Here is a 20,614-nt window from a genome sequence, read left to right as displayed (position 1 = left end):
ATGAAGCGACTGACTGCAGCCGAAATCGCAACCGCCCTGGGCGGCGAGTTGTACGGCATCGACCCCGAGACCCCATTGACCGCCGGTGTGGTGACCGACTCGAGAGAAGTCGGACCCGGCGATATCTACGTCGCCCGCCGAGGCGAGAGCTTCGACGGCATCGAATTCGCCGCCGCCGCCGTCGAGGCGGGAGCGGCCCTGATCATCGGCGAATCCGTCCCCACCATCGACGACGAACCTCTGCCGGTCGTCGTCGTCGCCGATGCCACCGAAGCGCTCGGCCAGCTGGCCAAGCACAGCATCGAAGGCCTGCGCACAGATGGCGAACTCACTGTCATCGCGATCACCGGATCCGTCGGCAAGACCACGGTGAAGGACCTCGCCGCGGATCTGCTCTCGGGTGAGGCGGAGACCGTGTGGCCGCCGAACTCCTACAACAACGAGGTCGGAGTCCCGCTGACGGCTCTGCGGGCGGTCGAATCCACCCGTTTCCTCGTCCTCGAGATGGGGGCTCGGTCGATCGGCAACCTCGCCTATCTGACGAGCCTCATCCGCCCCGACATCGCGGTCGAACTGGCCGTGGGCACCGCCCACTCCGGAGTCTTCGGTTCGATCGAGAACACCGCACGGGCCAAGGCCGAACTCGTCGAGTCCCTGACAGCCGGATCCACCGCCGTGCTCAATGCCGACGACACCCGCGTGTCGGCGATGCGCGAGGTGCTCGCTCCAGATGTCACCACCCTGTGGTTCTCACAGCGTGAGTCCCTGCCCGAATGGGTCGGCGGCGACGACCTCGTCGTGCGCGGCACCTCGGTGTCCACGGATTCCTCCGGTCATCCGACGTTCACCCTCACCCTGCCCGGTGAGGAGCCCCGCGATGTGCGTCTGGCACTCATCGGCGAGCACCACGTCGGCAACGCTCTCGCGGCAGCCGCCATCGCGCACGCCTGCGGCGTCGCGGCCAGGTCGATCGTCACCACCCTGTCGACCTCCTCGGCGGCCAGCCGCTGGCGGATGGAGCTCATCGATTCGCCTTCGGGAGTGACCGTGCTCAACGACGCCTACAATGCGAACCCCGAATCCATGCGGGCCTCGCTGAAGACCCTGGCCTCGATGGGCCGCGGTGATGAGGAGACCAGCCCGCGACGCACCTTCGCCGTGCTCGGCGAGATGCTCGAACTCGGGTCCGAATCGGTGTCCGCGCACTCGGACATCGGCGAACTCGTCGTGCGCCTCAACATCACTCGCACCATCGTCGTGGGAGAAGGCGCGAAGCCGATCTTCAACGCCGCGAACCTCGAAGGCTCCTGGGGCAACGAGGCGGCCTGGGTCGCCACCGCGGCCGAGGCGAAGGACTTGCTCAACGCCGAACTCGCTCCCGGCGACATCGTTCTGTTCAAATCCTCCCGCGACGCCGGTCTGCGCTACCTGGGAGACGAAATCGCCGGAGTATCGGGGGCCCAATGATTGCCGTACTGCTCGCAGCCTGCCTGGCTCTCATCTTCGCCCTCGTCGGGACCCCGCTGTTCATCCGGGTGCTCGTCAAGAAGGGGTACGGCCAGTTCGTCCGTGACGACGGTCCGACCTCGCACGCGACGAAGCGCGGAACCCCGACCATGGGCGGAGTCGTCATCATCGGCGCCGCAGTGCTCGCCTACCTGCTCGGACACCTGTTCACCGGTTCCGTGCCCACGGCGTCCGGCCTGCTCGTGCTGTGGCTGGCTGCGGGACTGGCGGTCGTCGGATTCCTCGACGACTTCATCAAGATCAAGAAGCAGCGGTCACTGGGTCTGCGCCCGATGCCGAAGCTCATCGGCCAGGCCTTCGTCGGAATCTCGTTCGCCGTGTTCGCGCTGCAGTTCCCGAACTCCTTCGGCGAGACCCCGGCGTCGACGAAGGTGTCGTTCATCCGCGACACGAACCTCGATCTCGCCTTCGGCTCGGCGATCCTCGGCCTCATCCTGTTCGTCATCTGGGCGAACCTCATCGTCACCGCCGTCTCGAACGCGGTGAACCTCACCGACGGTCTCGACGGACTGGCCGCCGGCGCCTCGGTGGTCGTGTTCGCCGCCTATGTCGTCATCGGCACCTGGCAGTCGACCCAGAACTGCAACCTCATGTCCGAGGCCACGAACGCCTGCTACTACATGCGCGACCCCCGCGACCTCGCCATGGTCGCCGGCGCCATGGCTGCGGCCTGCTTCGGCTTCCTGTGGTTCAACACCTCGCCGGCGAAGATCTTCATGGGCGACACCGGTTCGCTGGCCATCGGCGGTGCCTTCGCCGGACTGGCGATCATGTCGCGCACCGAGCTGCTCCTCATCGTCCTCGGCGGACTCTTCGTCATCATCACCCTGTCGGTGATCATCCAGGTCGCTTCCTTCAAGACCACCGGCAAACGCGTGTTCCGCATGGCGCCCCTGCAGCACCACTTCGAACTCAAGGGCTGGGCCGAAGTGACGATCGTGGTGAGGTTCTGGATCATCGCGGCACTCTTCGTCATCGCCGGAATCTGCCTGTTCTACGCCGATTGGGTGGCGCGCATTGGCTGATGAACCGACCACCAAGGAGATCCCGGCCGCACTGCACGGGCCGAGTTCATCCCTGGCAGGACTGCGCATCCTCGTCACCGGTCTCGGGGTGACGGGATTCCCCGCTGCCGTCCACCTCGGCGAACGCGGAGCCGATGTCATCGTCATCGACGGCGATGCCACCGCCGATGTGAGCGAGAAGGCGCAGATCCTCGAGGTCTTCGACGTCGACATCCGACGGGGTCCCGAACACGTCGAAGCGCTGCCCGAGGGCGAACTCGACCTCGTCGTCACCTCACCCGGATGGCGTCCGGACCAGCCGGTGCTCGCGGCCGCAGCGAAGGCCGGCATCCCGGTCATCGGCGAAGTCGAACTCGCGTGGCGGATCCGCGGCACCAACGACGCCAAATGGCTCGCCATCACCGGCACCAACGGCAAGACGACGACCACGACGATGCTCGAATCGATGCTGCTGGCCGCCGGGCTCAAGGCCAAGGCCTGCGGCAATATCGGCACCCCGCTGCTCGAAGCCGTGCTCGAACCCGGGCTCGAGGTCCTCGCGATCGAACTCTCGAGCTTCCAACTGCACTGGCAGGAGTCGATGAGCGCCGACGCCGCAGCCGTGCTCAACATCGCTCCTGATCACCTCGACTGGCACGGCAGCGCCGAGGCCTATGCGGCAGACAAAGCGAAGATCTTCCACAATGCGCAGCTCGCCTGCGTATACAACTGCGCCGACGAGGTGACTCTGCACATGGTCGAGGACGCCGACGTCATCGAAGGGGCCAAGGCCATCGGCTTCACCACCGGTGTGCCTCGCCCCGGCGAGCTCGGTGTCGTCGAGGACCTGCTGGTCGACCGAGCCTTCATTCCGCAGCGCTACTCATCGGCCGCCGAACTCGCCTCGCTCGACGACGTGGCGACGGCCTCCGGGGTCGCGGGTTCGCGGCCCGCCCCGCACCAGGTCGCCAACGCTCTGGCCGCAGCCTGCCTGGCCCGGGCCATCGACGTGCCCGGTCAGGCGATCGCCGCGGGACTGCAGAACCATTCGCTCGGCGCCCACCGTATGGTCACCGTCGCCGAGGCGGACGGCATCCGCTGGGTCGACGATTCCAAAGCGACGAACACCCACGCGGCGAATGCCTCTCTGGCCGCCTTCGACTCGATCATCTGGATCGCCGGCGGACTGCCCAAAGGCGCCGACTTCACCTCGCTGTTCTCCGACCACCGCGAACGGCTGAAGGCACTCGTGCTCATCGGCTCGGACGATTCGGCCTACCGAGAGGCCATCGCCGCGACCATCCCCGACCTCGAAGTCGTCCGGATCGAACCCGCCCTGGCCGTGGACTCCGGAGTCCCGAAGCGCCGCGGCGAGGCCGTCGCCGCAGCCGCCGTCGACGAGGCCGCACGGTTGGCCGAAGCCGGAGACACCGTTCTCCTGGCACCGGCGGCTGCGAGCATGGACCAGTTCCTCAACTACAACACTCGCGGCGAACTCTTCGCCGAGGCCGTCAACTCGCACCTGGAGCACTGAGATGGGACGGCAGACCACCGCGAAGGCGGATGAACGCCGCCGCCGCAAGCTTGCGAAGACCTCTGTCTCCGCATCCGCTCCGACGGTGTCGACGACTTCACGGTCGACGACCACGACGAGGTCCTCGAGCGTGAAGACCGCTTCGCAGGCGCGGACCGCAAAGTCTGCCGGCACAGCGTCTGCCGCGAAGACAGCGACTGGCTCGAAGACGGCATCTGCCGCGAAGACGGCGCCGACGACGACCGCTGGCAGACGTCCGGGAGGAGCCGGCACGTCGACATCTGCCACACGCGGCTCCGCGCCGAAGGCGGGGACCGCGAAGAAACCGGCGAAGTCCGTTGGGAAGAGTGCTGGGAAGGCCGCCTCGAAGAAGCCTGCGAAGGCCGCGGGGAAGAACAAGACCGCCTCGGTGCTCAAGAATGCATGGACCCATCTGCGCGGTGACATCTCCAGCCTCTCCGCGCACCCGCTGACGACCTACTTCCTCATCCTCGCCTCCGTCGTCCTGCTCACAGGACTCGGCCTGGTCATGGTGCTCTCCGCCTCATCGATCACCTCCTACGACGGGGGAGCAGGCTCCTCATTCGCCTACTTCAACAAGCAGGCGATGTTCGCCGGGGTCGGTCTCGTCCTCATGTACATCGCCAGCCGGATGCCGCTGCAGTTCTGGAAGCGGATCGCCTGGTTCGCCATCATCGGCGGACTCCTCATGCAGGCGGCGGTCTTCGTCCCCGGGCTCGGCAAAGAGACGAAGGGCAATGCGAACTGGATCGGGTTCGGCGGATTCCAGATCCAGCCCTCGGAGTTCCTCAAGGTCGCCCTCGCCCTGTGGCTCGGCTTCATCCTCGCCCAGAAGGCGGGGAAGATGACCACCTTCGGCCACGCCATGATCCCCGTCGTGCCCGGAGTCCTCGGCGCCGCCGGACTCGTCGTGGCCGGCAACGACCTTGGCACCGGCCTCGTCATCATGGCCATGGCCATCGTGTGCCTGTTCGTCGGCGGATTCCCGACGAAGTACTTCATCCTCCTGGGCGGCGTGCTGGCCGCGGCGGTCACCTTCTTCGTGCTCAGCTCCCAGAACCGGCTCGACCGCATCCAGGCGATGCTCACCGGTCACGCGGATCAGAGCGCCGCTGACACCATGGGCCAAGCCTGGCAGTCCAACCACGGATTGTTCTCGCTGGCCTCCGGCGGATGGCTGGGGGTCGGGCTCGGCGCCAGCCGTGAGAAATGGTCCTGGCTGCCCGAAGCCCACAACGACTTCATCTTCGCCATCATCGGAGAGGAGCTGGGCCTCGTCGGCACCCTCGTCGTCATCCTCATCTTCGCCGTCCTCGGCTTCGCCATGGTACGCGTGGTGATGCGTTCGAAGAGTCTCATGGTCCAGGTCGCCACTGCCGGCTTCTTCGCACTCATCATCGGGCAGGCCGGAATCAATATCGGCGTCGTCACCGGACTGCTGCCGGTCATCGGTCTGCCGCTGCCGTTCGTGTCCTACGGCGGCTCCTCGATCATCGCCTCTCTCCTCGCCGTGGGAGTGGTGTTGTCGTTCGCTCGCACCGAACCGGGCGCCGAGGCGGCCATAGCCGCCAACAAGGATCGCCTGCGATCCTCACTCGCCGTGCTTGCCCGCAAGAAAAGGAAATGAGATGACGAGTATCCTCCTCGCCGGTGGAGGCACCACCGGCCATATCTCGCCGATGCTGGCGATCGGCCGTGAGCTGCGCCGGCAGCACCCCGACTGGGACGTCGTGGCGTTGGGCACCCCAGACGGACTCGAAGCCGAAATCGTTCCACGCTCCGGGTTCGAACTGCTCACCATCGACAAGGTGCCCATGCCGCGGTCGATCAGTCCCGCCCTGCTGAAATTCCCGGGACGCTTCCGCGGCAACATCTCCGCCGTCAAGCAGATCATCGCCTCCCGCAGCATCGATGCCGTCGTCGGCGTCGGCGGCTACGTCTGCCCGCCGGCTTTCCTCGCCGCCAAACAGGCGAAGATCCCGCTGATCGTCCACGAAGCCAATGCGAAGCCGGGAATGGCCAACCGCCTCGGCGCCCGACTGACCACCACCGGGCGGGTCGGGATCACCTTCCCGGACACCGAGCTGCGCAATTCGACCCTCGTCGGCATGCCCATGCCCACAGAGATCACGGATCTCGACCGCAGCGACGAGGATCAGCGTGCCGGCTTCCGTGCCGATCTCGGGCTGCGCGACGACCGTCCGGTCCTCGTCGTGACCGGCGGATCCTCCGGTGCGCAGAAGATCAACGAAGCGTTCCTGGCCACCGCGACCGCGTGCCAGGCGGCCGGCATCCAAGTCCTCCACATCACTGGAGCCGGGAAGGGCGAGGCCCTGCGGGAGGCAGCGGCCGAACTGCCGGACTACCACGTCGTGGACTACGTCGACGGAATGCATCGGGCCTATGCGGTCGCCGATCTGCTCGTCGCCCGCTCCGGTGCCGCCACGGTCTCCGAAGCCACCGTCGCCGGAGTCCCGGCAGTCTACGTGCCCCTGGCGATCGGCAACGGAGAACAGCGCCTCAACGCCTCCGGAAGCGTCTCGGCCGGTGCCTCGCTCATGGTCGACAATGCCGAATTCTCACCGTCGACGGTCGTCGACACCGTTCTGCCGCTGCTGGCCGACGAGTCCCGTCTGACGCAGATGAGCCAGGCGGCTCTGCATCTCAACTACCCCACCGATGCCGCGGCCCGCATGGCCGGCATCGTCAACCGCGCGCTGGAAGGCTGATCATGACCTCTGCGAATACGAGCCCCGCGAACATCGTTCCCGTAGGCGAACTCGGAGCCGTCCACTTCATCGGCATCGGCGGATCGGGAATGTCCGGAATCGCCCGGATCATGGTCATGAACGGAGTCACCGTCTCCGGTTCGGACGCGAAGGAATCCAACGTCGTCGACGTTCTCCGGACCCTGGGCGCCACGGTCACGATCGGGCATTCGGCCGACAACCTCGGCGAGGCCGATACCCTCGTCATCTCCTCGGCCATCCGCAAGGACAACCCCGAACTCGTCGAAGCACAGCGCCGGGGACTGCGCATCCTCCATCGCTCCGGAGCACTCGCTTCGCTCATGGTCGACCGGCGGGCCGTGGCTGTGGCGGGCACTCACGGGAAGACCACGACCACGTCGATGACCACCGTGGCGCTGCAGGCCTGCGGAGTCGACCCGTCCTTCGTCATCGGGGGAGTGCTGTCGACGACGGGCACGAACGCCCATCTGGGCACCGGAGACGTCTTCGTCGCCGAAGCAGACGAATCCGACGGATCGTTCCTCCTCTACGAACCGGCCATCGGCATCCTCACGAACGTCGAAGCCGACCACCTCGATCACTACGGAACCCCGGAGAAGGTGCGCGAAGCCTTCATCGAGTTCTGCGACGGCATCCAGACCCGGGGCGGAACGATCATCGCCTGCGCCGACGACCCCGGCTCCCACGACGTCGCCCTGCACTCCCGCAGCCAGGGAGCCGATGTCGTCCTCTACGGCACGTCCGAGGATGCCGATATCGTGCTGCGTGACCTCGACTCCGGGATCGGCTCGAGCTTCGTCCTCGACCTGCCCGGCCGGGACGGCGAGCTGCAAGTCGAACTGCGGCAGCCGGGAATGCACAATGCACTCAACGCCACCGCCGCCATCGCCGTGGCGCACAGCCTCGGCGCCGATGTCGAACGCGCGGCAACGGGTCTCGCCGGCTACGGAGGCACCCGGCGCCGATTCGAAGAACGCGGAATCGCCGCCGGCGTGCGCGTCATCGACGACTACGCCCATCACCCGACCGAGGTGCGCGCAGTGCTCAGCGCAGCCCGCGGAGTCGTCACCGACGGGGGACGGGTCTGGGCCGTCTTCCAACCCCACCTGTACTCGCGGACGATGGAATTCCGGGAGGAATTCGGACAGGCCCTCGGGCTGGCCGATGAGGTCGTCGTCCTCGATGTCTTCCCCGCGCGCGAAGACCCCGTGCCCGGAGTCACCGGCGCGCTCATCGCCGACCGGGTCCCACACGAGAACGTGACCTTCCTGGAGTCCTTCGCCGAGGCGGTCCCCTTCGTCGCCGCCCGCGTGAAGCCCGGAGATCTCGTGCTCACTGTCGGAGCCGGTGACGTGACCATCCTCGGGCCCGAGCTGCTGAGCGCGCTGGAGGGCTGACGCCCATGGTGCCGCTTCCCCCGGCCCGGACCGGTGACAACTCCACCGCGGACCTCACCGGAGTCATCCGGGCCCGCCGCCTCAGGACCTGGCGTCGACGCCTCATCGCCATCGGCATCGTGGCCGCCCTCATCGCCCTCGTTGCCGTCGGTTGGTTCTCACCCCTGCTGTCCCTGCAGAAGGTGCAGGTGAGCGGCAGTCGACTGCTCGACACCGACAAGGTCAGCGATTTCGTGCTAGACGACCAGGGTGGCCGACCGCTGCCTCAGGTGCGCCCCGGCAGCGTCGAGGACGCCGTGCTGAAGGAATTCCCGAAGACCGAAGCGGCCTCAGTCCACTACGCGGGCCCCCGAGCACTGAAGATCGAGATCACCGACCGCACGCCCGTCATCGCCATCAGAGGCGAATCCGGCTATCGCCTCTACGACTCCGAAGCCGTCGACCTCGGCACTGTCGACACAGCACCGAAGAAGCTCACTGTGCTCAGCGGCGGCGGACACCAGCCGGACAGAGAGACCGTCTCCGCGGTCATCCGCTTCATGGGCGAACTGCGACCGGAGCTCAGGCGTCAGCTGGTGACGATCGAGGCCAAAGACGCCATGAGCCTGAAGGGACGGCTCGACACCGGAAAGCAGAAGGCCACGGTCGTCTTCGGCGATTCCTCGGACTCCAGCCTCAAAGTGCGCACCGCCGCCCAGTTGGCCGCCGAGGGACGCACCGAGATCGATGTCTCCGTGCCCTCGGTGCCCGTGACCGACTGAGATCCGCCCGACCAGTCGTCGGCCCGAACCGGTCTCGAACACTCCGCCGCGACCGGTCCGGGCCGCCGTGAGCTGCCCTGTACGGTCCAGCCGCCGCGATTGCCTCCGTTTGGCCCCGACACACCGGGTGTGAAGTTTGGCCGAACCCCGACACTCCGGCGAGAATGGTTGCAGTGAGATTGCCCCGCCCAATAGCCTCAGGGCAGAGAACACAGACCGAATGCGCACGCAGACCCTGCGGAGCGCAAGCGCTTGAGACGAGGAACCGACTTGGCTGAATTCCCACAATCCGGAGCGGACATCAAAGTTGCCGGAACCGGCGGCGGCGGTGTCAACGCTGTACAGAGGATGATCGACGTCGGCCTGCGCGGCGTGGAGTTCATCGCGATCAACACCGACGCGCAGGCTCTCGTCCTTTCCGACGCCGATGTCAAGCTCGAGATCGGCCGTGACCAGACCCGAGGCCTCGGCGCCGGCGCAGATCCGGAGATCGGCAAGAAGGCCGCCGAATCCTCCGAGGACGCCATCCGCGACGCCCTCGAGGGCGCGGACATGGTCTTCGTCACCGCCGGCGAAGGCGGCGGCACGGGAACCGGTGCCGCCCCGGTCGTGGCCCGCGTGGCCCGGTCGCTCGGCGCTCTGACCATCGGCGTCGTGACCCGCCCCTTCACCTTCGAGGGACGCCGTCGTTCCGCGCAGGCAGAAGCCGGAATCGCGGCGCTGCGCGAAGAGGTCGACACCCTCATCGTCATCCCCAACGACCGTCTGCTCTCGATCTCCGATCGCAGCGTCTCCGTCGTCGAAGCATTCCGCTCCGCCGATGAGGTCCTGCGCTCCGGTGTCCAGGGCATCACCGACCTCATCTCGGTCCCGGGTCTGATCAACCTCGACTTCGCCGACGTCAAGTCGGTCATGCAGGATGCCGGGACCGCGCTCATGGGCATCGGTGCGGCAACCGGCGACGACCGTGCCGTGCAGGCCGCCGAATCTGCGATCGCGTCCCCGCTGCTGGAAGCCAGCATCGACGGCGCCCACGGAGTGCTCTTCTGCATCACCGGCGGCGGCGACCTCGGGCTCTTCGAGGTCAACGAGGCCGCACGCCTGGTCCAGGAAGCGGCGCACCCCGAGGCGAACATCATCTTCGGCGCCGTCATCGACGACAACATCGGCGACGAATGCCGAGTGACCGTCATCGCCGCCGGATTCGACAACACCTCCCCGAATGCGGAGGTCGCCGGATCCGACCAGATCCCCGCGCCGATTCCGGCCGCCGCTCCGGCCGAGACCGAATCCGAGTCGCCCGTCATCGCCGAATCCGAGCCCGAGGCCCCCGAAGCCGACGAGCCTGCACCTGCCCCGCGCCGCAGCGAGGAACACCAGATTCCCGCTTCGCTGCCGGGCGAACGCAGCAGCTCGAACTTCGACTCCGACCTCGATATCCCGGACTTCCTCAAGTAATATGCTGCGCTCGAGGTTCGTCATCCCGGGCGGGCGCACCGCCCACATCGCCTTCACCGACCGGCACGGCGGATACTCGAGCGGGGACTTCTCCTCGTTCAACCTCGCCCGCCACGTCGGAGACGATGACGAACTCGTCGCAGCCAACCGAGCCGCTCTCGCTCAGGTCATCGGCCTGAGCGGCGAGCGGCTCTCGTTCGTCTCCCAAGTCCACGGCACCGATGTGCACATCATCGACGACGAAGCACAGCTGCGGCACACTCCGGTGGAGGCCGATGCCCAGCTGACGACCGTCCCGGGACTCGGACTGGCGATCATGGTCGCCGACTGCACCCCGGTCATGCTCGCCGATGCCGACGCCGGAGTCATCGCCGCCGTCCACGCGGGCGCCCGGGAATGGCCGCAGGAATCGTCGGCAGAACGGTGGCTGCGATGCACGACGCCGGTGCACGGGACATCCACGCGGTCATCGGTCCCTCGGTGTGTCCGCGCTGCTATGAAGTCCCAGCCGAGCTGAGGAGCGAGGTCGCGGCGATCGAGCCGACAGCCGCCTCGGTGTCGGTGACCGGAACACCGGCGCTCGACGTCGCCGGGGCCGTGGCCGAACAGCTGCGCCGGAACGATGTGACCATCGATCATTTCTCGCGCACCTGCACGAAGGAATCCGAGGACCTCTACTCCTACCGCAGGCAGAAGCGCACGGGCCGTTTCGCAGGGATCATCTGGCTGCAGGAAGAAAACACTGCGACACACCCATAGGACTCACCGGCCCAGATGCTCGCGTGCGATAGTTTGGGCGACAGGTGAGCAAGTGCCGAAGTCCGAGGAGCTTTAGACATGTCAGCAATCAAGAAGACGCTGGAATACCTGGGTTTCGTCGAAGAAGAGGACGAGACCACCCAGCACACCGACCGTCGTGAACCCGCCCGCCGGGATCGCGAGGTCGTCGAGACCTTCGACGAGGACGACCAGTACGACGAACCGGCCGCAGCCGAGGAACGGACTCCGGCTCCGGTGACACCGATCCACCCGTCACCGATCCGTCCCGTAGACACCCCGGCGCCAGGAACCTCAATGAACCGCATCAGGACCATCCACCCCCGCAGCTACAACGACGCCATGGTCATCGGTGCCGCCTTCCGTGAGGGCACCCCTGTGATCATGAACCTCTCGGAGATGGACGAGAACAACTCCAAGCGCCTCGTCGACTTCTCCGCCGGTCTCATCTTCGGCCTCCACGGGTCGATCGAGCGCGTGACGAACAAGGTCTTCCTGCTCACCCCCGAGAACATCGAAGTCGCCGGCGAGAGCGAAGCCGATTCGGATACTCAGGCCAGCTTCTTCAACCAGAGCTGAGTGCGCTGGAGGAATCTCTCAACTCGTCCTCAGCTGGAGCCGATAGGCTGAAGCCTCAGAACTCAAGCAACAACGAAAGGCGCGGGGGACCCACGTGGCCATCATCTTCTACATCCTCGGTACTGCACTGAGCCTCTACGTCTACGTGCTCCTGGCGCGAGTCGTGCTCGATCTGGTCCAGGTGTTCTCCCGCGATTGGAGGCCCACGGGGTTCCTCCTCGTCCTCGCCGAGATCGTGTACACACTCACCGATCCGCCGCTGAAGCTGCTGCGCAAGATCATTCCGCCGCTCCGTCTGGGACAGGTGTCGCTCGACCTGGGATTCATCGTCCTGCTCATCGGCATCCAGATCATCGCGTCGGTGTTCTTCAACCTTTCGCATACCACCGCCTGATACCCGCCATCACAGTGTTCTCCGCTGCAGAACCACTGTGAATGGATATGGGGAACGGCGTGAAGAATGTGCCGGTCGATGAAGGGTATTCGATTGATCGAATACCGGATAATGGTGAATATGCTCACCGGAATTGGCTGTCAGTGCGCTCGAGTTGTTAGCCTCGAACGCGGAAGACTTCGTCATTGAATGCGAGACACGCCATTACTGCGGGACAAAACTGCAGGTGTTACGCTAATGTGACGTTGAAGCCGTCCTTCTGGGCGGCAGCGTAATGAATGTAGATCGACCGAAGGTGACCTCATGGCGCTCACGCCTGAAGACGTAGTAAACAAGCGGTTCCAGCATGTGAAGTTCCGCGACGGGTACGACCAGGACGAAGTCGACGATTTCCTTGATGAGGTCGTCGTTGAGATTCGCCGTCTCTATCAGGAGAACGACGAACTGCGTCAGAAGCTCTCCACCGCCGAACAGCGCGTGAAGGAACTCGAAGCCGGCGGCGCCTCCGCCGCACCGGCACAGGACATCGACGCTACTCAGGCGATGCCTGCCGCTGTTGCTGCTCCCGAAGAGAAGGAAGAGGCTCCGGCTCCGGCCGAGGCGCCTGCCGCTCCGGCACCGGTCGAAGAGACCCCGGCACCGGTCGTCAAGGAAGCCGCTCCCGCACCCCAGGACAACTCCGCTGCACCAGCGATGGCCGCCGGTGGAGCCGCGGGTGCCGGTCTCGGTGCTGCCGCGGTCGGCGGCGACGGAGACGCTCATGGTCTCATCGCTCTGGCCCAGCGCGTCCACGACGAGCATGTTGCCGAAGGTGAGCGCAAGCGCGACGAGCTCATCAAGGGCGCCGAGAAGGAAGCCGCCGACATCGTCGGCAAGGCCGAAGCCAAGCGCGACGAAACGCTGTCGACCCTCGAATCGCAGAAGTCGACCCTCGAGCGCTCGATCGACCAGCTCTCGAACTTCGAGCGCCAGTACCGCACTCGACTCAAGAGCTACCTCAACGATCAGCTGCGTGACCTCGAGAACTCCACGAGCCTGGCTCCGGAGACCCTCGACGGAAACGGCCCACTGGGCGGTTCCTCGAACCACAAGCTCTGATCTCAGCGCATCACCGACCGAGGTCCGGGAACTCTGCGGAGTACCCGGGCCTCCGTCGTGTTCGGACACTGCATCGTCGGGCGGTTGAATCCCGCAGCCTCGGCGGTGGTCTAGAATGAACCAAATGAACGATCCTGCCTCACGGGTGAAACGACCTCGCGCCGCCATGATGGCCCTGCTGTTCACAATCGCGGCAGTCGTGCTCGTGATCGATCAGTTCACCAAATTCCTCGCCGTAAGTCTCCTTGAAGACCAACCTCCGGTTGCTGTGATCGGATCGCTGGCCGGATTCACCTTCTACCGCAATCCCGGAGCCGCTCTCGGTCTCGGGTCGAGCGTGACGTGGATCTTCCCGATCATCGCCATCGGCGTCTTCGTGGCGATCCTCGTGATCTCGCGCAAGCTCGGATCGAGAGCCTGGGCGATCGGTCTCGGTCTGCTTTTGGGCGGACTCTTCGGCAACCTCGTCGACAGGCTCTTCCGTGAACCCTCATTCCTGCACGGAGCCGTCGTCGACTTCATCGATCTGTCGCTGTTCATCTGCAACGTCGCGGACATCGCGATCTCCGCCGCCGCAGTGACCTTGGTCATCGTCAGCCTCAGAGGCATCGACATCGACGGATCGGACTCCACCCGCGTGAAAGAGGACTCTCATGACTGAACGCTCCATCCTCGTCCCTGAGGGACTCGACGGTCAGCGCGTGGACGCTGCGATGTCGAAGCTGCTCGGCCTCTCCCGAACCGCCGCCGCCGACATCTGTGCCGACGGGGGAGTGGAGATGTCCGGGCGTCCGGTCATCAAGTCCGATCGCGTCATCGCCGGCGAACGGCTCGACATCATGATGCCCGAACCGAAGAAGCCTCTGGAGGTCGTTCCCGACCCCGTGCCGGGAATGCGCATCGTCCACGACGAAGACGCATTCGTCGTCGTCGACAAGCCCGTCGGTGTGGCAGCACACCCGGCTCTCGGCTGGACCGGACGCACCGTCGTCGGCGGGCTCGCCGCCGCGGGATTCCGCATCGCGACTTCCGGCGCCCCCGAACGTCAGGGCATCGTGCAGCGACTCGACGTCGGAACTTCGGGGCTCATGGTCGTGGCGAAGCGCGAATACGCCTACAGCGTGCTCAAACGCGCATTCAAGGAACGCACGGTGGAGAAGACCTACCATGCGGTCGTACAAGGTCTGCCCGATCCAGTGCTCGGCACCATCGACGCCCCGATCGCCCGACACCCCAAACACGATGGACTCTACGCGGTGCGCACCGAAGGCAAGAACGCGATCACCCACTACGAGGTGATCGAAGCCCACCGCCGTGCCGCGCTCGTCGAGGTCCACCTGGAGACCGGACGCACCCACCAGATCCGCGTCCACTTCTCCGCTACCAAACACCCGTGCGTCGGCGACCTGCCCTACGGCGCCGATCCGGTGCTGGCGAAGGAACTCGGTCTGGAACGCCAATGGCTGCATGCAGTCAAACTCGGCTTCCACCACCCCGACACGCAGAAGTGGGTCGAATTCGAAAGCGGGTACCCCGAGGACCTGCAGACCGCGCTCGACCGCATCCGGCCGAACTGACGCCGCGCCCGCGCGCTGCCGCTGCCCGACGGTGTCGGAGACTGACTGCTGAGCGCCGCGCCGAGGGGACCTGCGCAAACCTGAGGCTCGTCGTGAAGTGCCAGGAACAACAGTCTCGGGACCCCTCGCCGCGGGTGCCGATGGACTAAGCTGGAACGGCAACACCGGCAACTTCAGGAAGGCGGCGCCCAGTGCCGAACGAGGACTTCGTCCACCTCCACGTCCATACCGAATACTCCATGTTGGACGGTGCGGCCCGCCTCGCCGATCTGATGGCGGCGACGAAGGCATCGGGGATGTCCGCGATCGCCACGACCGACCACGGATACCTGTTCGGCGCCTTCGACTTCTGGTCGCAGGCGACAGCCGCCGGAATCAAACCCATCATCGGCGTCGAAGCCTATGTCACTCCCGGCACGGATCGCCGGGACAAGACCCGCGTGAAGTGGCGCACCGACGAATCGCAGAAGAGCGACGACCTGTCCGGCGGTGGTCTCTACACGCACATGACCCTGCTGTCACGGAACAACACGGGTATGCGCAACCTGTTCAAGGCATCGTCGTATGCCTCCCTGGACTCGGTGACGGCGAAATGGCCCCGACTTGACCAGGATCTGCTCGAGAACTACTCCGACGGACTCCTCGGCACCACCGGCTGCCCGTCGGGAGAGGTGCAGGTGCGGCTGCGCCTGGGACAGTACGAAGAGGCCAAGGCGGCCGCCGGGAAATACCGTGAGATCTTCGGCAAGGACAACTACTACGTCGAACTCATGGACCACGGTCTGTCCATCGAGAAGCGAGTGACGAAGGACCTCATCCGGCTGTCGAAGGAACTCGACATTCCGCTGGTCGCCACCAACGACCTCCACTACACGCACGAATCAGATGCGAAGGCGCACGAAGCGCTGCTGGCCATCCAGTCCGGCTCCAAGCTCATCGAACCCACCTACGATCAGGGCGGTTCGCGATTCGCCTTCTCCGGCTCCGGCTACTACCTCAAGACCCCCGCAGAGATGCGGACCCTGTTCAAGGAATTCCCCGAAGCCTGCGACAACACCCTCGAAATCGCCGAGAAGTGCGAAGTCTCCTTCGACACCTCGGCGAACTACATGCCGAAGTTCCCGTGCCCTCCCGGTGAGGACGAGACTTCGTGGCTGATCAAGGAAGTCGCGAAGGGGCTCGACTACCGGTACCCGAACGGCGTTCCCGACGACGTCCGCCGGCAGGCCGACTACGAACTCGACATCATCATCTCGATGGGCTTCCCCGGCTACTTCCTCGTCGTCGCCGACTTCATCAACTGGTCGAAGGACAACGGCATCCGCGTCGGACCCGGCCGTGGTTCGGGAGCCGGCTCCATGGTCGCCTACGCCATGCGCATCACCGACCTCGATCCGCTGCAGCACGGACTCTTCTTCGAGCGCTTCCTCAACCCGGACCGTGTGTCCATGCCCGACTTCGACGTCGACTTCGATGATCGTCGCCGCAGCGAGGTCATCGACTATGTGACCGAGAAGTACGGCGATGAGCGTGTGGCGATGATCGTCACCTACGGCACGATCAAGACGAAGATGGCGCTGAAGGACTCCGCACGTGTGCTCGGCAAACCCTTCTCGATGGGTGAGCGGCTGACGAAGGCGCTGCCGCCGGCAGAGATGGCCAAGGATATTCCGCTCAAGGACATCGAGGACCCGGAGTCCAAGCGGTACAAGGAAGCCGGGGAGTTCCGCGAACTCGTCGACACCGATCCGGAGGCTCGAGAGACCTTCGAGACCGCGAAGGGCCTGGAAGGACTGAAGCGTCAGTGGGGCGTCCATGCCGCCGGTGTCATCATGTCCTCGGACCCGATCATCGACGTCATCCCGATCATGCGTCGGTTCCAGGACGGTCAGGTCATCACCCAGTTCGACTACCCGACATCTGAGGGCCTCGGGCTCATCAAGATGGACTTCCTGGGGCTGCGGAACCTCACGATCATCTCCGACGCGGTGGAGAACATCAAAGCCAACCGGGACTTCGATCTCGACCTCGAGCACCTCGCCCTCGACGATCCGGCGGCGTACGAGCTGCTGACCCGCGGTGACACCCTCGGCGTGTTCCAGCTCGACGGCGGCGGTCTGCGTGCCCTGCTGCGGATGATGAAGCCGGATAACTTCGAGGATATCTCCGCGACCCTGGCGCTGTACCGCCCCGGTCCGATGGGTGCGGATTCGCATACGAACTATGCCCTGCGCAAGAACGGCCTGCAGGAGGTCACCCCGATCCACCCGGAGCTCGAGGAGCCGCTCAAAGAGATCCTCGACACCACCTACGGCCTCATCATCTACCAGGAGCAGGTGATGGCGATCGCGCAGAAGGTCGCCGGCTACTCGCTGGGCCAGGCCGATATCCTCCGCCGCGCGATGGGCAAGAAGAAGAAGTCCGAGCTCGACAAGCAGCAGGTCGGCTTCTTCGGCGGAATGAAGGAACGCGGCTTCTCCGAAGCCGCCGCTCAAGCTCTGTGGGACATCCTGCTGCCGTTCTCGGACTACGCGTTCAACAAGGCGCACTCGGCAGCCTACGGCGTCGTGTCCTACTGGACCGCCTACCTCAAGGCGCATTACACGGCCGAATACATGGCGGCCCTGCTCACCTCGGTCGGTGACAACAAGGACAAGCTCGCGATCTACCTCAACGAGTGCCGCCGGCTCGGAATCACCGTGCTGCCTCCGGACGTCAACGAATCCGCCCTCCACTTCACCCCAGTCGGTACGGACATCCGCTTCGGCATGGGAGCGGTGCGCAACGTCGGCGCCCACGTCGTCGAGGGCATCGTCGAGGCCCGCGGAGAGAAAGGCTCCTACACCTCGTTCACGGACTTCCTCGACAAGGTGCCCAGCCATGTGTGCAACAAGCGCACGATCGAATCGCTCATCAAGGCCGGCGGCTTCGACTCGCTCGGCCACAGCCGCCGCTCACTCGTCGAAGTCCACGAGGAGGCCGTCGACTCGGTCATCGGCATCAAGAGGCAGGAAGCCAACGGTCAGTTCGACCTCTTCGCCGGACTCGGTGGGGGAGACGACTCACCGGGCTTCTCCGTGACCATTCCCGATCGTCCGGAGTGGGAGAAGAAGGAGAAGCTGTCCTTCGAGCGCGACATGATCGGCCTCTACGTCTCCGATCACCCGCTCAACGGACTCGAAGGCGTGCTGGCCGCCGAATCCGATGCCTCCATCGCCGAGGTGGTCGATCCGGAGTCGCACCGTCATGACGGATCCCAGATCAAGGTCTGCGGAATGATCACACAGGTCACCCGCAAGGTGTCGAAGAACTCCGGGCGCCCCTATGCGATCGTGACCTTGGAGGACCTCGAAGCCGAGATCGAAGTGATGTTCTTCGGCGACACCTACGAACCGGTGGCGAGCCTCCTGGCGACCGACCTCGTGATCTCCCTGACCGGTCGCATCCGCACCTCCGATGATCGTCCGACCTCGCTGATGGCGATGTCGATGACGATTCCCGATGTCACCGACCCCAACGATCGGCCGCTCAACCTCATCATGCCGATGGAGAAGGCGACCGAGGAGATGGCGACGAAACTCAAGCAGATCCTCGAGTCCAACAAGGGCCAGACCGATGTCCACATCACTCTGTCCCAGCCGGGGCGGCAGACGGTGATGCGTCTCGACCGGTCGATCCGGGTCGACCCGAACCCGAGCCTCTACGGAGACCTCAAGGCGCTGCTGGGATCCCGCTGCCTGAGCGTCTGAGGCGCGAACGACGATCCCGCCTCCCGTCCGCACTTCGGGCCGGAGGAGAGCGGTGCTGCTGTGGAGACTAGAATGGTGCGGGTGAACATTCTGGACTTCCGTGGTGAGACCCTCAACAAGCGATTCCTGGCGCAGAAGCTGCCTCGGGCCGCCGAGACCCATGCCGATATCGAACGACGGGTGGCTGAACTCCTCGACACCGTCGCCGGTGGGGGAGCGGCCGCGGTGAAGGACTTCACCGAGCGCTTCGACGGAGTGCGCCCCGAAACGCTGCGGGTACCGGAATCCGCGCTGGCCGAGGCCACGGCGGAACTCGATCCCGCGGTCAGGGCCGCGCTCGAAGAATCGATCGCCCGCGCCCGGAAGGTCGCCGCCGATCAGCGTCCCGTCGATGTCCGCACCGAACTGGCCTCAGGCGCCTTCGTCACCACCCGGCATCTGCCGGTCGAACGAGTCGGACTCTATGTGCCCGGCGGACTGGCCGTCTACCCGTCGACGGTGATCATGAACGTCGTGCCTGCACAGACGGCCGGAGCACACTCGCTGGCGATCGCCAGCCCGCCGCAGAGCAATGGTCTGCCGCACCCGATCGTGCTCGCCACCGCACACATCCTCGGCATCGACGAGGTCTGGGCGATGGGCGGAGCACAGGCGATCGGCGCTCTGGCCTACGGCTTCGACGACGGTGAGGAACTCGAGCCCGTCGACCTCATCACCGGTCCCGGAAACGCATATGTGGCTGCGGCGAAGTCGCTCGTCCGCTCCCGGGTCGGCATCGACGCGGTCGCCGGCCCCACAGAGATCATCATCCTCGCCGACGAACAGGCGGATCCGCGCTTCGTCGCCGCCGACCTCATCAGTCAGGCCGAACACGACGAACTGGCCGCCTCGGTGCTGGTCACCGACTCCGTCGATCTCGCCGAAGGGGTGCAGAAGGAGTTGGACGTGCAGGTGCCGGAGGCGATGCACACCGAGCGGATCGGGGCGGCTCTGGCCGGACGGCAGTCGGCGATCGTTCTCGTCGACGACCTCGACGCCGGGATCACCGTCGTCAACGGCTATGCCGGTGAGCACGTCGAGGTCCACACGGCCGATGCTGCAGCGGTCGGGGCACGGATCACGAACGGGGGAGCGGTCTTCCTCGGCGACTGGGCTCCGGTGTCACTCGGTGACTACTGTGCCGGGTCGAACCACGTGCTGCCCACGATGGGCACCGCAGCTCACGGCTCGGGACTGGGTGTGCACTCATTCATCAAGGTCAGCCAGGTCATCGACTATGACCGACAAGCACTGTCTGCGGTGGCAGAGCACATCGGTGTTCTCGCCGCCGGCGAACAGCTGCCGGCCCACGGCCGGGCTGTCGACATCAGGTTCGAGGAGTAGAGATGCGCTGTCCGTTCTGCCGTGAGTCCGATTCGCGGGTCGTCGATTCGAGGACCAGCGAAGACGGCGCTGCGATCCGCCGGCGCCGTCAGTGCCGTCATTGCGGTCGCCGCTTCACCACGATGGAGGCCACGAGCCTGTCGGTGATCAAACGCTCCGGAGTCACCGAGGAGTTCTCCCGTCAGAAGATCATGTCGGGTGTGCGCAAGGCCTGCCAGGGACGTCCGGTCAGCGACGATGATCTCGCGAAGCTCGCTCAGCGGGTGGAGGAGAACATCCGGTCGCGCGGAATCGCTGAGATCGACGCCGACGAGGTGGGACTGTCGATCCTCGAACCGCTGCGCGAACTCGACCAGGTCGCCTACCTGCGATTTGCCAGCGTCTACCAGGGGTTCGATTCGCTCGAGGACTTCGAGGCGGCGATCGATTCGCTGCGCGCAGATGCGCTGCTGCAGTCCGGTCAGACTCGGGAACCCACCCCCGACGACTTCGCCGACTGAGCTGCTCGGGGGTTCGGCCGACCGGATCCTGAGACTGCTGAGATTTCTGTCAGAAATCTTCGTTTCGAGTACCGCGGTACAGAAATAGTTGTGTAGTATTGAACG

The 20,614-nt window shown here is 65.4% G+C and carries 16 protein-coding genes and 1 pseudogene; all 17 read left to right on the top strand.

The genetic code is table 11. The annotated features are described in order from the left end of the window. The 17 genes and pseudogenes from LJ362_RS09985 (at position 1) to nrdR (ending at position 20,509) form a co-directional block, all read left to right on the top strand. On the top strand, positions 1–1,467 hold the full coding sequence (locus tag LJ362_RS09985) for a UDP-N-acetylmuramoyl-tripeptide--D-alanyl-D-alanine ligase (RefSeq protein WP_264798888.1): 1,467 nt from the start codon (positions 1–3) through the stop codon (positions 1,465–1,467). Then, positions 1,464–2,552, top strand: coding sequence for a phospho-N-acetylmuramoyl-pentapeptide-transferase (gene mraY / locus LJ362_RS09980; RefSeq protein ID WP_264798887.1), 1,089 nt, complete (start codon positions 1,464–1,466; stop codon positions 2,550–2,552). Before LJ362_RS09985 ends, mraY begins: the two co-directional genes overlap by 4 nt. Further along, the gene (murD, locus tag LJ362_RS09975) at positions 2,545–4,065 is read left to right on the top strand and encodes a UDP-N-acetylmuramoyl-L-alanine--D-glutamate ligase (RefSeq protein WP_264798886.1); all 1,521 of its coding nucleotides are present in this window, start codon (positions 2,545–2,547) and stop codon (positions 4,063–4,065) included. The genes mraY and murD overlap by 8 nt, the downstream gene beginning before the upstream one ends. Before the next feature lies 1 nt (position 4,066). Then, positions 4,067–5,713, top strand: coding sequence for a putative lipid II flippase FtsW (gene ftsW / locus LJ362_RS09970; protein WP_264798885.1), 1,647 nt, complete (start codon positions 4,067–4,069; stop codon positions 5,711–5,713). 1 nt (position 5,714) lies between these two features. Beyond that, on the top strand, positions 5,715–6,815 hold the full coding sequence (murG, locus tag LJ362_RS09965) for an undecaprenyldiphospho-muramoylpentapeptide beta-N-acetylglucosaminyltransferase (RefSeq protein ID WP_264798884.1): 1,101 nt from the start codon (positions 5,715–5,717) through the stop codon (positions 6,813–6,815). Positions 6,816–6,817: 2 nt separating this feature from the next. After that, positions 6,818–8,233, top strand: coding sequence for a UDP-N-acetylmuramate--L-alanine ligase (gene murC / locus LJ362_RS09960; protein ID WP_264798883.1), 1,416 nt, complete (start codon positions 6,818–6,820; stop codon positions 8,231–8,233). 5 nt (positions 8,234–8,238) lie between these two features. Next, positions 8,239–8,994 (top strand): cell division protein FtsQ/DivIB, encoded by a 756-nt coding sequence (locus LJ362_RS09955; protein ID WP_264798882.1) that lies wholly within the window; start codon positions 8,239–8,241, stop codon positions 8,992–8,994. Positions 8,995–9,264: 270 nt separating this feature from the next. Next, complete coding sequence (gene ftsZ / locus LJ362_RS09950) at positions 9,265–10,452, top strand: cell division protein FtsZ (protein ID WP_139469770.1); 1,188 nt, start codon at positions 9,265–9,267, stop codon at positions 10,450–10,452. Between the two features lies 1 nt (position 10,453). After that, positions 10,454–11,211, top strand: a pseudogene (pgeF, locus tag LJ362_RS09945) (peptidoglycan editing factor PgeF). A 78-nt stretch (positions 11,212–11,289) separates the two neighbouring features. Beyond that, a complete protein-coding gene (locus tag LJ362_RS09940) occupies positions 11,290–11,808 on the top strand; it encodes a cell division protein SepF (protein ID WP_101546293.1) in 519 nt (172 codons plus the stop codon). Between the two features lie 94 nt (positions 11,809–11,902). Next, the gene (locus tag LJ362_RS09935; RefSeq protein WP_264798881.1) at positions 11,903–12,202 is read left to right on the top strand and encodes a YggT family protein; all 300 of its coding nucleotides are present in this window, start codon (positions 11,903–11,905) and stop codon (positions 12,200–12,202) included. Between the two features lie 303 nt (positions 12,203–12,505). Further along, positions 12,506–13,300, top strand: coding sequence for a DivIVA domain-containing protein (locus tag LJ362_RS09930; protein ID WP_264798880.1), 795 nt, complete (start codon positions 12,506–12,508; stop codon positions 13,298–13,300). A gap of 124 nt (positions 13,301–13,424) precedes the next feature. Beyond that, entirely contained in the window at positions 13,425–13,961 is a 537-nt protein-coding gene (locus LJ362_RS09925) for a signal peptidase II (RefSeq protein ID WP_264798879.1), read from the top strand. Then, the gene (locus tag LJ362_RS09920) at positions 13,954–14,877 is read left to right on the top strand and encodes an RluA family pseudouridine synthase (RefSeq protein WP_264798878.1); all 924 of its coding nucleotides are present in this window, start codon (positions 13,954–13,956) and stop codon (positions 14,875–14,877) included. The genes LJ362_RS09925 and LJ362_RS09920 overlap by 8 nt, the downstream gene beginning before the upstream one ends. A 239-nt stretch (positions 14,878–15,116) precedes the next feature. After that, positions 15,117–18,626 carry a DNA polymerase III subunit alpha gene (gene dnaE, locus LJ362_RS09915; RefSeq protein ID WP_413774251.1) on the top strand — a complete coding sequence of 1,170 codons (3,510 nt, stop codon included), beginning with the start codon at positions 15,117–15,119 and terminating at the stop codon, positions 18,624–18,626. 72 nt (positions 18,627–18,698) lie between these two features. After that, positions 18,699–20,009, top strand: coding sequence for a histidinol dehydrogenase (gene hisD / locus LJ362_RS09910; RefSeq protein WP_264798876.1), 1,311 nt, complete (start codon positions 18,699–18,701; stop codon positions 20,007–20,009). Between the two features lie 2 nt (positions 20,010–20,011). Further along, positions 20,012–20,509, top strand: a complete 498-nt coding sequence (gene nrdR, locus LJ362_RS09905) for a transcriptional regulator NrdR (RefSeq protein WP_025777954.1) — start codon at positions 20,012–20,014, stop codon at positions 20,507–20,509. The last annotated feature ends 105 nt before the right edge of the window (positions 20,510–20,614 follow it).

The sequence above is a fragment of the Brevibacterium sp. JSBI002 genome, from assembly GCF_026013965.1.
Taxonomy (GTDB): Bacteria; Actinomycetota; Actinomycetes; order Actinomycetales; family Brevibacteriaceae; genus Brevibacterium.
Note: the sequence above shows the minus strand (reverse complement) of the source record. Positions and strands in the feature narration are given on the sequence as shown.

Coding starts and splice junctions, on each gene's coding strand:
- LJ362_RS09985 (WP_264798888.1), top strand. CDS start 1: ATGAAGCGACTGACTGCAGCCGAAATCGCAACCGCCCTGGGCGGCGAG.
- mraY (WP_264798887.1), top strand. CDS start 1,464: ATGATTGCCGTACTGCTCGCAGCCTGCCTGGCTCTCATCTTCGCCCTC.
- ftsW (WP_264798885.1), top strand. CDS start 4,067: ATGGGACGGCAGACCACCGCGAAGGCGGATGAACGCCGCCGCCGCAAG.
- murG (WP_264798884.1), top strand. CDS start 5,715: ATGACGAGTATCCTCCTCGCCGGTGGAGGCACCACCGGCCATATCTCG.
- murC (WP_264798883.1), top strand. CDS start 6,818: ATGACCTCTGCGAATACGAGCCCCGCGAACATCGTTCCCGTAGGCGAA.
- LJ362_RS09955 (WP_264798882.1), top strand. CDS start 8,239: ATGGTGCCGCTTCCCCCGGCCCGGACCGGTGACAACTCCACCGCGGAC.
- LJ362_RS09940 (WP_101546293.1), top strand. CDS start 11,290: ATGTCAGCAATCAAGAAGACGCTGGAATACCTGGGTTTCGTCGAAGAA.
- LJ362_RS09930 (WP_264798880.1), top strand. CDS start 12,506: ATGGCGCTCACGCCTGAAGACGTAGTAAACAAGCGGTTCCAGCATGTG.
- LJ362_RS09925 (WP_264798879.1), top strand. CDS start 13,425: ATGAACGATCCTGCCTCACGGGTGAAACGACCTCGCGCCGCCATGATG.
- LJ362_RS09920 (WP_264798878.1), top strand. CDS start 13,954: ATGACTGAACGCTCCATCCTCGTCCCTGAGGGACTCGACGGTCAGCGC.
- dnaE (WP_413774251.1), top strand. CDS start 15,117: ATGTTGGACGGTGCGGCCCGCCTCGCCGATCTGATGGCGGCGACGAAG.
- hisD (WP_264798876.1), top strand. CDS start 18,699: ATGGTGCGGGTGAACATTCTGGACTTCCGTGGTGAGACCCTCAACAAG.
- nrdR (WP_025777954.1), top strand. CDS start 20,012: ATGCGCTGTCCGTTCTGCCGTGAGTCCGATTCGCGGGTCGTCGATTCG.